Annotated in this window: 15 protein-coding genes and 1 pseudogene; 5 read left to right on the forward strand and 11 right to left on the reverse strand. The window is 60.3% G+C overall.

What is annotated here, in order from left to right; all coding sequences use genetic code 11:
• Positions 1 to 131: 131 nt before the first annotated feature.
• Positions 132 to 1,112 (reverse strand): Bug family tripartite tricarboxylate transporter substrate binding protein, encoded by a 981-nt coding sequence (locus ABLV49_RS21495; protein ID WP_349282350.1) that lies wholly within the window; start codon positions 1,110 to 1,112, stop codon positions 132 to 134.
• 267 nt (positions 1,113 to 1,379) lie between these two features.
• Here ABLV49_RS21495 and ABLV49_RS21500 point away from each other — a divergent pair, with 267 nt between their 5' ends.
• The 3 genes from ABLV49_RS21500 (at position 1,380) to ABLV49_RS21510 (ending at position 2,559) form a co-directional block, all read left to right on the forward strand.
• Positions 1,380 to 1,742 carry a hypothetical protein gene (locus ABLV49_RS21500; protein ID WP_349282352.1) on the forward strand — a complete coding sequence of 121 codons (363 nt, stop codon included), beginning with the start codon at positions 1,380 to 1,382 and terminating at the stop codon, positions 1,740 to 1,742.
• Positions 1,714 to 2,208, forward strand: a complete 495-nt coding sequence (locus ABLV49_RS21505) for a transposase (protein WP_349282353.1) — start codon at positions 1,714 to 1,716, stop codon at positions 2,206 to 2,208. The genes ABLV49_RS21500 and ABLV49_RS21505 overlap by 29 nt, the downstream gene beginning before the upstream one ends.
• 261 nt (positions 2,209 to 2,469) lie before the next feature.
• Positions 2,470 to 2,559, forward strand: coding sequence for a hypothetical protein (locus tag ABLV49_RS21510; RefSeq protein WP_349282355.1), 90 nt, complete (start codon positions 2,470 to 2,472; stop codon positions 2,557 to 2,559).
• Positions 2,560 to 2,616: 57 nt separating this feature from the next.
• Here ABLV49_RS21510 and ABLV49_RS21515 read toward each other — a convergent pair whose 3' ends face one another.
• Complete coding sequence (locus ABLV49_RS21515) at positions 2,617 to 3,999, reverse strand: MmgE/PrpD family protein (RefSeq protein WP_349282357.1); 1,383 nt, start codon at positions 3,997 to 3,999, stop codon at positions 2,617 to 2,619.
• A 207-nt stretch (positions 4,000 to 4,206) separates the two neighbouring features.
• The gene (locus ABLV49_RS21520) at positions 4,207 to 5,052 is read right to left on the reverse strand and encodes a DUF2889 domain-containing protein (protein ID WP_349282358.1); all 846 of its coding nucleotides are present in this window, start codon (positions 5,050 to 5,052) and stop codon (positions 4,207 to 4,209) included.
• 98 nt (positions 5,053 to 5,150) lie between these two features.
• On the opposite strand from ABLV49_RS21520, the gene ABLV49_RS21525 reads away from it, so the two are divergent.
• Both ABLV49_RS21525 and ABLV49_RS21530 read left to right on the forward strand, forming a co-directional pair.
• Positions 5,151 to 5,684, forward strand: a complete 534-nt coding sequence (locus ABLV49_RS21525; RefSeq protein WP_349282360.1) for a helix-turn-helix domain-containing protein — start codon at positions 5,151 to 5,153, stop codon at positions 5,682 to 5,684.
• A complete protein-coding gene (locus tag ABLV49_RS21530) occupies positions 5,662 to 6,222 on the forward strand; it encodes an IS630 family transposase (protein WP_349282446.1) in 561 nt (186 codons plus the stop codon). Before ABLV49_RS21525 ends, ABLV49_RS21530 begins: the two co-directional genes overlap by 23 nt.
• 210 nt (positions 6,223 to 6,432) lie before the next feature.
• On the opposite strand, the gene ABLV49_RS21535 is transcribed toward ABLV49_RS21530, so the two are convergent.
• From ABLV49_RS21535 to ABLV49_RS21570, 8 genes and pseudogenes are all read right to left on the reverse strand, one after another.
• Positions 6,433 to 6,987 carry a DUF2889 domain-containing protein gene (locus ABLV49_RS21535; protein ID WP_349282361.1) on the reverse strand — a complete coding sequence of 185 codons (555 nt, stop codon included), beginning with the start codon at positions 6,985 to 6,987 and terminating at the stop codon, positions 6,433 to 6,435.
• A 117-nt stretch (positions 6,988 to 7,104) separates the two neighbouring features.
• A complete protein-coding gene (locus ABLV49_RS21540) occupies positions 7,105 to 7,425 on the reverse strand; it encodes a carboxymuconolactone decarboxylase family protein (RefSeq protein WP_349282363.1) in 321 nt (106 codons plus the stop codon).
• Between the two features lie 50 nt (positions 7,426 to 7,475).
• A complete protein-coding gene (locus ABLV49_RS21545) occupies positions 7,476 to 9,065 on the reverse strand; it encodes an MFS transporter (protein ID WP_349282364.1) in 1,590 nt (529 codons plus the stop codon).
• A gap of 93 nt (positions 9,066 to 9,158) precedes the next feature.
• Positions 9,159 to 10,118 carry a Bug family tripartite tricarboxylate transporter substrate binding protein gene (locus ABLV49_RS21550; RefSeq protein ID WP_349282366.1) on the reverse strand — a complete coding sequence of 320 codons (960 nt, stop codon included), beginning with the start codon at positions 10,116 to 10,118 and terminating at the stop codon, positions 9,159 to 9,161.
• Between the two features lie 551 nt (positions 10,119 to 10,669).
• Positions 10,670 to 10,984, reverse strand: a pseudogene (locus ABLV49_RS21555) (4Fe-4S dicluster domain-containing protein); the annotation flags it as partial.
• A gap of 10 nt (positions 10,985 to 10,994) precedes the next feature.
• Positions 10,995 to 12,200 (reverse strand): 3-oxoadipyl-CoA thiolase, encoded by a 1,206-nt coding sequence (gene pcaF / locus ABLV49_RS21560; protein ID WP_349282368.1) that lies wholly within the window; start codon positions 12,198 to 12,200, stop codon positions 10,995 to 10,997.
• 36 nt (positions 12,201 to 12,236) lie between these two features.
• Entirely contained in the window at positions 12,237 to 13,739 is a 1,503-nt protein-coding gene (locus tag ABLV49_RS21565; RefSeq protein ID WP_432280032.1) for a 3-hydroxyacyl-CoA dehydrogenase, read from the reverse strand.
• Between the two features lie 452 nt (positions 13,740 to 14,191).
• Positions 14,192 to 15,253: a porin gene (locus tag ABLV49_RS21570; protein ID WP_349282371.1), complete on the reverse strand. Its 1,062-nt coding sequence runs from the start codon at positions 15,251 to 15,253 to the stop codon at positions 14,192 to 14,194.
• Positions 15,254 to 15,262 lie beyond the last annotated feature (9 nt).

Genomic DNA, 15,262 nt, shown 5'->3' on the forward strand with positions numbered 1-15,262 from the left:
GCTTCGCTCTTCAAAAAAACATGAGGATGTACTTCCGATCAGCGATTGATCCAATCCTTTTGGTACCAGTTCGGTTTGCTTTTTTGCTGATGGGAACGAATGCGCACTAGCGCGGGCGTGCACTGGACATTTCACTCGGCCTGGATCTTGGCCTCAATAATGAGTCTGCGGTACTTGTCTTCCTCCTGACGGAGAAATGCATCAAACTGATCCGGCGTTCTGACGTTGGAGATATCCTGGCCCATGCCTTGCAGCCGTTGGCGCAAGCCCTGGTTCTCTCTTGCCGCTTCCATCGCATCACCGAGCTTCGCCCGGATGGCCTTGGGCAAACCGGCTGGCGCCAGGAGACCGACCCAAATATCGAAGGTGGCGTCAGAGTACCCCAGTTCCTTGAAGGTCGGAACGTCGGGAAACGCCGGTGAGCGAGACTCTGACGAGATTGCGAGCGGGCGCACCGCGCCACTCTTCATCAGTTCGATGAACGAAGTCGCAGCACCCATCATGAAGGCAACCCTGCCGGATACGACATCGGGGACTGCAGCGGCATTTCCCTTGTAAGGGACATGGGCAAGAGTGATGCCGGCCTGCCTCGCAAACAACTCTACTGGCAGGTGCGATGTCGTACCCTGTCCGCCAGACGCGTAAGTGATGTCGCCTGGGGCCTTCTTGGCAGCTGCGACCAATTGAGCGACCGACTTTATTGGCGAAGAACCGCTGACGACAAGCAGCGATGGAGACCTCGCCATATCACCTACCCCGGTAAAATCTTTTGCGGGAATATAACCAGCCTTTTTGTTGATATGAGGAATCGTCACGATTGTGTTGGCAGCGGCCAAGAGCGTGTAACCATCTGGCGCAGCTTTGGCCACAGTTCGCGCTGCCAGGATCGAGCTGGCGCCAGCCATATTCTCAATCACGACCGGCTGTTTGAGATACGCTGACATCCGATCTGCATAAGCTCGGCTCGCCGCGTCCAGCAGCGCGCCCGGCGCGCTCCCGACAACAATGCGAATCGGCTTATTCGGAAAAGCCGCTTCCTGTGCTTGGGCGGTGAACAGGGCTGCGCTTGACGTCAAAGTGGCCAGGTATTGAAGAAGTCTGCGTCTATGCATGGGGCGTGTCTCCTAAGTTGCATTTATGGTCTGCGATTCAATCGTCTACTCTCATTCGGCGATACATGCGTGCCTCTAATTGAGGCTCTGGCTGGGAGTCTAGCCACGCGTGAGAGTAACTGGGGTCGTTTTTTTCAACACCATGCGCAAGTGCAGCTTACCGACACCGGCGCCGACGGCATGGCACTGCTAGCCGCACTGACGGCGTGGGACGCGCCTGCACAGCTGCGGCAGCTGCCGGCGCTGGAGACGCTGCGTAAGGTGTAGGTGCAGAACTTCCTGCCGGAAGGATCAGCCGATGAACCCCGGGCGGTCTGGCGAGCGACGGACGATATTCCGCTATCGGGCAGCGCCATCTCATCACCGCACGACACCGAGGCGCGCCGTGGGTGCAAAGGCCAGACCGAGTGGATCGGCTTCAAGGTGTATTTGACGGAAACCTATGATACCGCCACACCGAACCTGATCACGAACGTCGAGACGACGGCGGCGACTGTGACCGACGACGCGGTGACACCTGTGATTCATGCGGCGCTGCAACAACGCGCTACTGCCCAGCCTGCACATCACCGATACCGCGTACGTAAACTCAGCACTTCTGGTGCAGTCTCGCGAGCACTACCGCTTTGAGCTGGTCGGTCCGACGCGCCGCAACAACCTGTGGCGAGCCAAGCAGGCCGACGGCTTTGCCAGCCAGCGCGCCGTCTGCCCGGCCGGCAACACCAGCCTGAACTGGCTGCCGACGCTCAGCCCGTACGGCAAGCCGATTATCAAGATCCGCTGGTCGCGCAATAACTGTGGCGGCCGCAAGGTGCACGAGCACTGTACCCAATCGACCCTTCCACAGCGACAGATCACCGTGCGCCCTGAGCTGCAACATGAGGCGCTGCACGAGCAGACGGCTGACTTCTCAGCCGATTACGCCCGGCGGGCAGGCATCGAGGGTACGATCTCCGAGGCCGTGCGCGCCTATGCGATGCGCCGCACGCGTTATACCGGTCAGACCAGGACGCATTTGACCCACCTGGTGACGGCAGCGGTGATCAATGTCGGGCGGCTGCTTCGCTGGATTGCAGGGGAGCCGAAGCATGCATGACACGCTCTTCCTTCGAGCGGTTTTTTGCCGCTGTTGCCTGAGGTAATACCAATCCCGATGGATAAAGAACCAATGCCAGCGATCGAAGTCTGAACGATATTGGCTCTTGATGGAGGTTGCGAAAATGTTATCCCAGCACATCCTTGATCAGCTGCAGCCCTATGACTTTGACCGGCTGGCCCACAAAGAGCAGGATGGACGCCGCAGACTGCGCCTGATCGCACACTGGCGCTCCTCAAGGACGGCAAGAGCTACACCGAAGTGGCCGCTGCACTGCGCGTGACGCGGCACGCCGTCATGCGCTGGGTGCAGTGGTTTACCGCCGGCGGCGTGGTCCGTCTGGCTATGTAACTATCAATGACAACGCCGAAGCGAGGCATGCATCGATCCGGCGTGGCAAGAACCGACTTAACCCAGAACGCGCAGCACCTCGGTCGCATCGTCAAGGGTCTCGAGATGGCGAACCATCTCCTGCACCTTGCGCATCTTCTCCATGGAAGCAGGCACGGCGGCCAGCTTCGCGGTGTCCTCGAATTTCTGGTACAGATAGTCCCAGCTCATCGGACACTCGGCGTCGCCAGGCACCTCATCGCCCACCATCGAAATAGTGCGGCCATCGACCGTCTCGATGTCCAGGCGACCTTTGGGCAGCTTGGAGTTCCAATCGAAGGCTGGGTCCGGCACCGGCACGACCTTCTTGGCTGCGGCCAGAACGGCCGGATCCTTGAGGCCGTCGCCGAAGAAGTGCTCCACCTTAGGCCATCCGTGGGTGGCCGCCACGGCCACGCAGAAGGGAATGCTGAACTTCGCGTCGGCGGAAGTCTGCGGTGCGCGGCGATCTTCGATCGGGGTGCACAGTTCGAACCCGAAGTCGCCGACGTTGACGCGCAACTCCTTGATGTCGTCGATGGTGAGCTTGTGCTCCTTCATCAGCGTGAGGGTGGAGTGGATGAAGCCGTGCGAAACGCCGCAGGAAGGCCAGGGCTTGTAAAGAATCTCGCCGCCGGAATAAACCTTGCCCAGGTCGGCCACCATGCCTTCGCGGTTGTACTTGCCGCCAAAGTAGACGTTGAAGAGACCGGCCTTGCCCTCGAACATGGTCTGAACGCCGCTGATGCCTTTCTGCGCCATCATGGCGGCCAGCACCGCGCCCTTGGTCGAGAAGCCCGCATACAAGCCACGCTGGCTGCTGCCTGTGCTGTACATCATTTCCATGGTGCCACAGCACTGCATTCCGGCATAGCCGAAGGCGTCACCGACGCTTTCGGGGCTCAGGCGCAACACGCGTGCCGCAGCCGCAGCCGCAGAGAATACCCCCAGAACCGTCGTCAGGTGCCAGTCCTTGCGCGACTCGACGTTGCGACGCAGCCGCAGGAACACCTCTTGTCCGGCGGCGACTGCAGCGATCATCTCGCGGCCGGATACGCCGCCGGCGCGCTCAGCCAGCGCGAAAACGGCTGGGACGATGGAGCTGCTCGGGTGGTGGCCTTCGGGGGCGTGGTCGTCGAAGTCCAGGCAGTGCGCCATCGCTCCGTTGGCGAACGCTGCCATCAAGGCAGGGGCCCGGCCGCCAAACCCCAATACCGAGCTTTCCGGATTCCCGCCGGCTTCGCGCACAAGTTCCACCACGCTCCGTACCGAAGGTTCGACGCCACTTGCGCCCAGAATGACACCGATCGTGTCCAGGATGCTCTTCTTAGCACCCTCGATCGCGCTGGCAGGCAGGTTCTCGTACTGGGTGTTCGCCACCATGGAGGCGAAATCGTGGGACAGGTCGGCAGGTGTGGGCATGAATATAGGTCTCCTAAAAAACGCTAGTATCCAAATTAGATTCATTTATGTCGAGTTGGTTTTAGTGCGCGATAGGGTAAGCGCTACTAACCGTCATCAACCTGAGCAGGGGCAATTCCGACGATCAACCGCACTCGTTCATATCCCCATCGGAGTTTTCGGCCAATCCGGCCTGAAGCCCAGCAAGACCGAAACCGGTTTGAAGGGTCAAAAGACCGACGGGCTCAAGCGGCGCGACAACTGAGGCACCTCGGCCAGCGCCCGCAGCGTGTCGTTCAAATGGGTACCGCCGAGTTCGCCCTGTAACTGATCCGGTACCGCCCGGCGCAGCTTGCTCAACTGCGTGCCGAGCAGCCGCGTTATGTTGCCCGGCGCAGCGGGACACTCGGGGTAGGGCAGGATGCGCGGCTCGGCATTCAACGACAGCAACTCTAACGTGTCGGGATCGACCATGGCCTGTAAGGTGTATTCGTGTATCCCCACGCGAGTGCCACCGGGGGTGTAGGCACTGTCCTGAAACATCGCATCGAGGTGGATGACTCCGTCATACCAGACATCGATGCGGCGGGCTCGCCGAAGTGACGTTTCGGCGCACTCGGGCATGGGATGCCAACCCAGCGAATCGCTAGGGTTAGGAAGATCGACAACCGGGTGGTTGTTCTGAGCCATGCCGTCGAAGTCGCTCAAGGCGCTAGAACCAGCCCTGAACCCGATGCACACCCCGACGATTTCCTGGAACTGTTGCGCACGTAGCTTGAGCTCTTGTGGGCTCGGAAAAGATTCCTGCGGCGCACCGGGAACGCGACAGCGGCTCCAGGCACGACTGGCGATGAGGCTGGCGCCTGCGAGATCATCGAGCAGCAGGTAGAGCGGAGCGCCTGCCGCCTGCTCCAGAGGCAGGGCGTCGTTGATCGCACGGCGCAGCCCGTTGCCGCAGTTTGTGCCCACCAGCTTCCCGGTTGCCGGGCGGTCAGGCATAGCCTTGATAGACTGTATCGAGCGGTCTCGCGACAGCTCAACCAGCAGTTGGTCCTGCTGGATCAGTACGGGCATGTCCCCGTCAGCTGGCGTAATACCAATCCCGATGGATAAAGAACCAATGCCAGCGATCGAAGTCTGAACGATATTGGCTCTTGATGGAGGTTGCGAAAATGTTATCTCAGCAAATCATTGATCAGTTCCAGCCCTATGATTTTGACCGTCTGGCCCGCAAAGAAAAGGATGGGCGCCGGCGACTGCGCCTGATCGCGCTGGCGCACCTCAAGGAGGGCAAGAGCTATCTCGAAGTGGCGGCTGCACTGCACGCGTGCCGCCACGCGGTCATGCGCTGGGTGCAATGGTTTACCGCCGGCGGCGTGGCCCGTCTGGCCGGTCTGCCGCACGACTGGAGTACGCAGCGCCTTGCCAAAGAGCACGAAGAGGCGTTTCGCCAGGCGGTCGAGCAACTTCAGCGCGAACGCGGCGGCGGCCGGGTTCGGGGGGAAGACATACGCCAGTTGCTGGCCCGGCAGTTTGGCGTGGCCTATAGCCTGAACGGTGTGTATGACTTGCTCAAACGCCTGGGGCTGGTATGGATTTCAGCACGCGCCGTCAGTCCCTACGCCGATCCGGTGGCACAAGCCGAATTCAAAAAAAAACTTCGTCCAGGAAGTCGAGGCAACGCTGCCGCAAGGCATTGCGCCTGAGCAAGTGGACATCTGGTTTCAAGATGAAATGCGCATTGGCCAGCGCGGCACGCAAACGCGCCTGTGGGCGCGCAAGGGAACGCGCCCTCGGGTGGTGCGCCAGCAGCAGTCCGAATCGGCCTACATCTTTGGTGCCGTCTGTCCACAGCAGAGTAGCGCGGTCGGTCTGGTCATGCCGCAGGCCAATACCGAGGCGATGGCCCATCACCTGCAGGCCCTGAGCGAGGCGGTGCCTGCGGGACGCCACGCCGTGCTGGTGCTGGACCGCGCGGGATGGCACACCACGCCCAAACTGCCGCAGTTCCCAAACGTTTCCTTGTTGCCGCTGCCCGCAGGCTCACCCGAGCTCAACCCGGCCGAGCAGGTGTGGGAGCAACTGCGCGACCGGCACCTGGCCAACCGCTGCTACGACGGTTATGAGCAAATAGTCGACGCCTGCTGCGAGGCCTGGAATGCCTTCACGCAAATCCCTGGCGCTATCCGTTCCCTGTGCTCCCGAAACTGGGCAATACTGCCTTCGGCTTCGGTAATTTCATGACACGGGATTGGTATAAGTTTGTCGCGCGCACGACCGTCGATCAGCAGCATCCCACGCCACCCCTGCGGCCAGCTCATGTCTAGTGACGACGTTCGCCGCACCGACCCAGAACGGCGCGGTGGCGCCTGGCCGGAAGGATTACGAGGTGCAACGGGTTGCAAGGACTGGGGTTTTCGAGGACTGACCATAAGGAAGCGGTCCACATGCGCTCTATGGCGATTGATAGTGTTGCGGCCACAAGCGCTGCACCACTTCACGCTGCCGGCCGTAGGCGTAGCAACTGTCGATTTTGACAGGCACTCCTTTGGCATTCAATTTGTTTCCATTGTGCTCGGAATTCAAGGAAACGATCCCCTGCATGGCCGTTGTCGCCAGGGGAATCAGAAGCTCCATCAGATGATTGCAACTGGCCGCGCCGCGCAGACGCTCTTTAACCACAGACGACCAGCCGCGGGCAATGCGTTCACCCACCAGGACCGACAAGGTGGACTCGGCCTCCTTGCAGATCGCAAACGGGGTAACGTCCGCCGCAGCCTCAATCTGGCGCACCACATATTCACCGTCCAAAGTGATCCGAACCCAAAGGTCATGCATCGGCTGTCCCGCTGGCGTAGGTTCGTCTGTGCTGAAGCGTTTATGCGTGAACGGCTTCAGATCCACCAAATGTGCTTCCACATCGTAAAGCCCGTCGTCCCTGGCATAAGCCCTCATATCAATGACACGGTGATGCACTTCCCGGCGTGATGAGGCTTTAGATAGCGGCATAGTTGAACTCCTGCGTAAAAAAACAATTTCTCATGGCGCCCGTCAATCAGCCAACTATCATCTCAATGCATTGCATTGCATTGCAATGCATTGGAAGCGTATATGCCGTTCCCGTGCTCATTGCGTTTGCGCTTCGAACAGTTCCAAAGCGGCTTTGCCGGCCGATAAGCCCGCAGGCCAACCGGCATAGAAAGCCACTTGAACGACCAGGCCACGCAGTTCGTCAAGACTGATACCGTTCTCGACCGCACGCGCCATCCATACCCTCAATTCATCGACCTTGCCGGTCGCGGCAAGCACGGAGCAGGTGAACAGGATGCGGTCACGGTACGACAACTCTGGCTGTTTCCACACATCGCCCATCAAGACTTGCTCACGCAGGCGCCCCAACTGGGGAATTGCATCGTACACACGTCCCGATTCCGAGGTGATTTTCATACATCGTCTCCTTGTCAATCATTGGGTCGCATGGCGATATATGGGAAGCATCAGTCGTGTGTTTCCACGTGATAGCGCGTTACCCGCAAGGGTTCTCCTGGCAATACAAAGGCCTTGCGATGCTCATGCAGCTGGGCGTCGGCCACGCTCAGCCGCTCGTAGCGGCGTAAATAATCTTCCCACGAGGTATCAACGATGTGCTCCACAAATCGACCCGGAAGATTGATGTCGCGTACCAGGTCCCAGGAGACAGCCCCCAACCGCAGGCGGCTCGCTCGGCTTTCCTTTTGCATCAGTTTCCGAAAATCTGCAGAGCGCGTCGGGTCGATGCGATACTCGATCGCTACCAGGACCTGCCTACTTGCTGGCAGCGTTTCTGGTTGTGGTTTGAGAATGTCCTCGTGCTGCGTCATATCCAATATCTTGTCAATATCCGGAGCCCAGCGGGTGGCCGCGAACATGCAGATGACGAGTGAGGCCGCCGCGAGCATCAGCCCTATTGGCACGCTGGTCCAGGTGGCGATGGCGCCCCAGAACGCCGCCCCCAAGGCGTTTCCTCCGAACAACGACATCTGCTGCATGGACATCCCGCGCGCCCTCACCCAATTAGGCAAGCAAAGCTGCGCAGACAGGCTTAACGTACTGGCGGTCACCAACCATGCCAGGCCGCAGACGATCATCACCGGAATCGCCACGGCGAGCAATGGAATTGCTGCCATCAGCACCATGCAAGTGGCGACCACGAGCGAACCCAGCAACACCAGTCGATTACGCGCCATCCACTGACGCAGGGCGGGAACGGCACCTACTCCTGTCACGGCACCAAGTCCCATGCTGGCAAGCAGTAGCGTGAAGGTGCCTGCACCCCCGCCCTCAAGTCGCCGGGCCAACAAGGTGAGCAAAGACAGGAGCGCTGAGCTGTGGAAAAAAAACAGAGTCACTCGTAAAAGTACACCTTGCAACTGTAGGGACTGGCGCATGAACTGCCAGCCTGCCTTGATCGCCGTTCCCAGTTGCTCCGGCGGCCCTTGTTTCACTTTCTTCTCTTGGCGCCATCGGCTGATCGTGATGGCTGCAAAGACGGACATGACCGCATTGAGCAGAAATACCCAGACAGTACCCACTGCCGCGATCAGAGCTCCTGCCACCAACGGTCCCACGATGCGGGAGATATTCGTTGCCAGGCCATTGAGCGCCAGTGCCGCTGGCAACTGCTTGCGCGGCACCAGGGCCGGCACGATGGCAGCAAAGGCCGGCCAGCGCACGGCCATGGCGATGCCGTTGGCCAAGGTCAGCGCGAGCAGCAGCGGCGGCGTCATCAGGTCGAGAAACATCGCGGCGCACAGCAGGGCAGACATCGTGGCAACCCAGACCTGGGTGAACAGCAACAGGACCTTGCGGTCCAGGATGTCGGCCAGGGCGCCGCTGGGCAAGCCCAGCAGCAGCATGGGTATCGTGGCGGCAGATTGCACCAAGGCCACCCAGATCGGTGTCGTGGTAAGGGTGGTCATTTTCCACGCCGCCGCGACATCGTTCATTGCCATGCAGATGTTAGCCGTCAGCCAGGCGGTCCACAGCATGCGAAAGACTGGAGCCCGCAAAGGGGCCAGCGGAGACAGATCATCACTTGGGGAGGTCATGGTTCATATCCATTTGGCTCGTAGGGGCCTTTTCCGGGCCCTTACTGCATCGTGCCAGGGCAATCTGTCCTGCTATAGGAAAGTTCCCAAGCCTCACATCGGAATTTTCGCCTTACGCACCACATCACCCCAGCGTGCCATGTCTTGCTTGACCAGTTGGGTGAGTTCCTGCGGGGTGCTGGTCCGGGCTTCGGCGTGACGCGCTGCCAGGTACTTCTGGAACTCGGGTCGCTCTACGGCCTTGACGACGGCGTTTCGCAGGCGCTCCGCCACATCGTCACGGGTACCCTTGGGAGCAAACACCGCGAACCACAGCGTGCTTTCAAATCCAGGAATCTCTTCGGCCAAAGTGGGAACATCTGCAAGCGTAGGCAGGCGCTTGGCAGACGTCACCGCAAGGAACCGGAGCTTGCCCGACTGCATCAACGCTGCGCTTTCAAGCCCTGTGGCGAAGGATCCCTGGATCTCACCGCGCAATAACGCAGTGGTCACTGCACCGCCGCCTTGGTACGGCACATGGGTCATATCGAGCTTACCCTGGCGGGAAAACTCATGACCCGTGAGGTGTGCCAGGGATCCGGTGCCAGAAGAGCCATAGTTCATCGTGGTACCAGGAGAACGACCCCGCTGCAGGAATTCCTTGAGCGTCTTGGGTCCCAGGTCTGCGGAGGTCATCAGGACCAGCGGCATGAAGGCCACCGTCGTCAGTGGGCGCAAATCGTTGATCGGATCGTAAGGGGTCGGCCGAGCCGCTGGCACGATAGCGTTCGGACCTTGATTGCCGAATACGAGCGTGTTGCCGTCTGGAGTTGCTTTCGCGACGAAGTCGGTCCCGATGGTTCCGGCCGCACCGGGCTTGTTTTCAATGATGACAGGCTGGTTGAGTATTTCACTCAGTGGTTTCTGCAGCAACCGCGCCACATAGTCGGTACTGCCACCGGCAGAATAGGGAACGACCAGTTTCAAGGCGGGGCGCGCGCCCTCCTGCGCCAGGGATGCCGAAAACGGAAAGGCAAGCACCCAGAGCCAGTGCAGCCGCATTAATTTGTTCATGTTCGAGCATCCCATTGGTGAGCCGCCATTGCGAACGGATCGTGTTGATAAAAAACAATACATAGACCTGTACGGGATCAGACTTGGTCTACCAATTTAGACTGCGCGTTGGCCGCCAACACAGTGGCACCAGTCGCCACGCCGGCAACAATCTGGATCAGATGACGTCTTTTCATGATGTTTGTCTTCCAAAAATTTTTAAGTAAATGCATTCTCGATGCACCATTGAGCGTTTGTCGAGTCGGATTTTCTGGCGTTGAACGTTAGTAATCCTTACGCTGAAAGACGGGAAAAGCGTGACACACTGGACGGCACCTCCTGCTGAAGGCGTCCAGGATCTCCCCACCCACGGCCTGATAGGATTCGGCAGTGGCACCGAGCGCCAAGGCGGCGCCAGACTGCACTCGCACTGTGTAGCCCTGGGCCACCTATTTTCTTCGCCGCCTCGGGCGTGACGGCAACGCGCGTCTTGCCCAGTGTGGTTTCAGCAGGCACTTCAAACTTCGTGCCATAACCCTCAATGGTTGCTTGGTAGCGTCACGGCACTCACATCCCGGCGTAGTTGGCCCACCGCCACCTTCCGGGGCGACCCAGACGATGTTCTGTGTAGGGTCCTTGATGTCGCACGTCTTGCAGTGCACGCAGTTTTGCGCGTTGATCTGCAGTCGGGAGGTAGCGTCGGCGTTCCTGACGAACTCGTACACCCCGGCCGGTCAGTAGCGGCTCTCGGGGCCGGCGTATCGGGCCAGGTTCACGCTGACCGGCACGCTGGCGTCCTTGAGCGGCAGGTGCGCGGGCTGGTTCTCCTCGTGGTTGGTGTTGCTGATGAACACCGAGCTCAAGCGGTCAAAGGTCAGCGCTCCGTTCAGTGGTGTCTCACACCCGTTCCAGGATCACCGCAATACCCTGCCCCACGCCAATGCACATGGTGCACAGCGCATAGCGCCCGCCCGTGGCATGCAGCCGGTTCACCGCCGTGGTCGCCAGCCGCGCACCCGAAGCGCCCAGCGGGTGGCCCAGCGCAATGGCGCCGCCCCAGGCGTTGACGCGCTCGTCGTCGTCTCGCAAGCCCAGCGCGCGCAGCACGGCCAGGCCCTGCGCCGCAAACGCTTCGTTGAGCTCGATCACGTCCATCTGTCCCAGGGTCAAGCCCGCCAGGGCCAGGACTTTTTGCGTCGCTGGCGCCGGGCCAAAGCCCATGATGCGCGGCGCCACGCCGGCCGTGGCCATGGCAACCACGCGGGCACGCGGCGTCAACCCGTTTTTCGCCGCAGTGGCCTCGTCGGCCAGCAGCAGCGCGCAGGCGCCGTCATTCACGCCGCTGGCGTTGCCGGCCGTGACCGTGCCGTCGGGCCGGACCACGCCCTTGAGCCGGGCGAGCGCCTCCAGGCTGGTGGCGCGCAGGTGCTCGTCGGTGTCCACCACAATGGCGTCGCCCTTTTTCTGGGGAATGCGCACCTCGATGATCTCGCGCGCCAAGTGGCCGGCTTGTTGCGCGGCCACAGCGCGCAGCTGGCTGTTCATGGCCATGCGGTCTTGCGCTTCGCGCTCGATGCCGAAATCGGTTGCCACGTTCTCGGCGGTCTCGGGCATCGAGTCCACGCCGTACTGCGCTTTCATCAGCTGGTTGACGAAGCGCCAGCCAATCGTCGTGTCGTACACCGCATTAGCGCGGCTGAAGGCGCTCTCGGCTTTGGGCATGACGAACGGGGCGCGGCTCATGCTCTCGACACCGCCGGCGATCATCAGGCCGGCTTCGCCCGACTTGATGGCGCGCGCGGCCGTGCCGATGGCGTCCAGGCTGGAGCCGCACAGGCGGTTCACGGTCGAGCCGGGCACTTCGACCGGCAGGCCGGCGAGCAGGCTGCTCATGCGCGCGACGTTGCGGTTGTCTTCGCCGGCCTGGTTGGCGCAGCCGTAGATCACGTCGGTGACCGCCTGCCAGTCCACGCCCGGGTTGCGCGCCATCAGCGCCCGGATGGGAATGGCCCCGAGGTCGTCGGTGCGAACGCTGCTCAGTGCGCCGCCGTAGCGGCCAAAGGGGGTGCGAATGGCGTCGCAGATGAAAGCTTGTTGAGTCATGTCTGAATTCCTGTTGAAGTACAGCTTGATGGGTAGTCAGACTTTCCGGTCCGCGGCAGACAGGGAAAGACCCAGCCGGGCTCGACGTATCAACCAGGGGGCGGGACGATATCGCTGGTCACCGAACGTGGAATAGAGCCCCTGCATGATTTCCAGCACTAGCCTGGCACCCAGCCGGTCCCCCCATTCGAAAGGCCCCGACGGGTAGCCCAGCGCCAGTCTGACGGCGGAGTCAATGTCGTCTGGCGAGGAAATACCTTGCTGCGCCATCTCGCATGCGAGGTTGACAATGCACGCCACGACACGCGGTGCAACGAAGCCGGGAGAATCCGAAATTACGAATGTCGGAACCGACCTGGAAGTGAACAACCTTCTGGCTGCCTCGACGGTTTCTGCCGCTGTTGCGGGACAAACCATGAGCGTCACTCCGGCAGCACTGCCAAAGATCGGATCAACCGCGATCGCTTTAGCGCCGTCGAGCCCGAGTGCCACAATGGTGGAAGACAGATCCTGCCCAATCGGTGCAACCATGATGACGTCCGCCTCGGCGGGACTGGAGCGGCGCTTGTCAGCAGGCAGCAGAGCGGCTATCGAATCGGGCAAGGACGCGGGACCCTGCGTGGGCCACCACAGCGTGGTTTCAATCGAGGGCAGCGGCTGTTCGGATTCGCTTTTTGGTGTAACGCCTTTAGCCGAATAATCGTAGAAGCCCTGACCCGACTTGCGACCCAGCAGACCGGCGTGCAAGCGTGTTCGGGCCAGCGTGACGGGCCGGTAGCGGTCGTCACCGTAATACTGCGAATGAATCGACTCCATGACCGGAACCGAAACGTCCAGACCCGTCAGGTCCAGCAGTTCCAAGGGCCCCATGCGAATGCCCGCGCAAATTCTCAAAATGGCGTCCAAAACATGATGTTCAGCAGTACGCTCAGCCAGCAGTTTGAGCCCCTCCGTGACATATGCGCGACCCGCGTGGTTGACCACGAAGCCCGGCGAGTCCGATGTCACGACCGCTCGGTGGCCGACTTTTTTTGACAGGGCGACCAGTTCCTGCACGACTTCCAGTGCAGTCCGAGGTGCTTGAATGACCTCGACCAGCTTCATGCGTGGAACCGGGTTGAAGAAATGCCAGCCCGCCACGCGACTAGGCAGTTCGCACACTGAGGCAATCGCCGTCACGCTCAGCGAGGAGGTATTGGTCGCAAGGATGCTTCCTGGTGCAAGGATGCTTTCGAGCTCACGAAACAAGCGTTGTTTGGGCTCGAGCTGCTCGACGATCGCCTCGACCACCAAGTCGCAGTCGCAGAGCGCCTTCAGGTCGTTGACCGCGTGTATGCGACTCAACGCCTCATCCGCTTGCGCCTGCGACATTTTCGACTTGGCAACAGCTTGTGCCAGATCGTCGCGCACGGCCTGAATGCCCCGGGACACAGCTTCCTGAGAACTGTCATACAACTTCACGATCAAACCGCCGGACGCGCACACCTGGGCGATACCACGCCCCATTGCGCCAGCGCCCACCACTCCCACTCTTTGAATCCGATTCACCACAATACGCTCCTATCCAAAAGTACCCGGCCGACCATCGACCGGCAACCATTCACGGCACCCACGATCTGGGACCCTGAATCTGAAAATTCAGAACAAATCTGAACCCAACTCAAAAACTGTCACGCCGGCACGTCCCGAAAAAATCCTGACATCAGCAACGCACCACCATTCGAAGTCAATGGCGGTTCATCGAAGAAAAAAAATGGGGTGGTCATCAAGAGGACAACCACCCCAAATCCAGCACCAGTGGCACTGGAAAATTGGTGCAGAGCGAGCCCCGCACCCCTTGGAGAACATCGAATCCTGAGGCAGTCAGAAGCTTGGAATCCACGTTAGAGCACCTGGGCGCACCCAAATATCGGTCACTCAATATCAAGATCCCAAGCTTTGATAGCAAAAACCAAGTCCGCCAGACCTGGTCTTCAAACGGGCATCACGCCTTAGAAGAAATGACGCAGGCCCAGGCTGAGCTGGTTCTGCGAGTCCTTTCCGGACAGGAAAGAGATGCCAGCCTTGCCGCCGTTATCCACCGACTGATGGGCATAGATGCCATACAGCGCAGTACGCTTGCTGAGGTCATAGACCGCGGACAGGTTGACCTGCTTCACATCTTGGTTCAAGGCGGTCTTGTCGTTCAGCTGCTGGTAGCCTGCGGCGAATTGCCAGGCGTTCATGGGAACGATGACAGCAACAGACATAGTGTCCGCATCGTTGCCACGAGCGGTCTTGGCGTTTTCTTGCCTGGTGTAGATGGCTCGAAGAGTCGCCGGACCGAAGTTGTAGCCTGCGCCCAGACCGAGGACGGTATCGTCTTGCGTCGTCGCGGTGCAGCCTGACACCCCGCTGCATTTCGTCTTCAGGTAAGACAAGCCTGCGTCGAGGGGTCCACGCTTGTATCCAATGCCCACATCGACCGTCCTGCCCGAGGAAGACGATGCGCCGGCCACCTCACCCATGGCGACGAAACCATGCACCTTGAAGCCGGCCATGTCGGGGGTGCTGTATTTGACGGAGTTGGCGAAGCGTTTGGTACCGATCGTGTTGTCGAACCGCTCCAGCGCCGAGCCAGCGATCGCAGCACCGTCGATCCTCGCGGCTGGGGAGCCAAATGGCGGCGTGTGGCTTAGCGGTCCGAGCAGGTCATAAATCACGGGACGCTGGAAGCCCATGGTCAACCGACCCATCGTCTTCGAGGAAAGCCCAACCCATGCCGCGCGGTTCCAGAATGCAGTGGATGAACCACCCACACCGGTATCCATGGAGATGCTGGACTCGAGGTTGAAAATCGCATTCAACCCGCCACCGAGATCCTCGCTGCCGCGCAAACCGAAGCGGGAAGTGTTCAAGTTGCCGCTATTGACCTCCGTGGATCCCACCCCATTCTTGTCGCTGACGCGCGTCACGGCCATATCGGCAATGCCATACAAAGTGACGCTGCTCTGCGCCATGGCAGGCAATGCAAAGGCGGCTGCCATCGACAACACCATCGTCTTTTTTTTCATACTTGTCTC

Origin of the sequence: Polaromonas hydrogenivorans, from assembly GCF_040105105.1 — a bacterium.
Lineage (GTDB): Bacteria > Pseudomonadota > Gammaproteobacteria > Burkholderiales > Burkholderiaceae_C > Polaromonas > Polaromonas hydrogenivorans.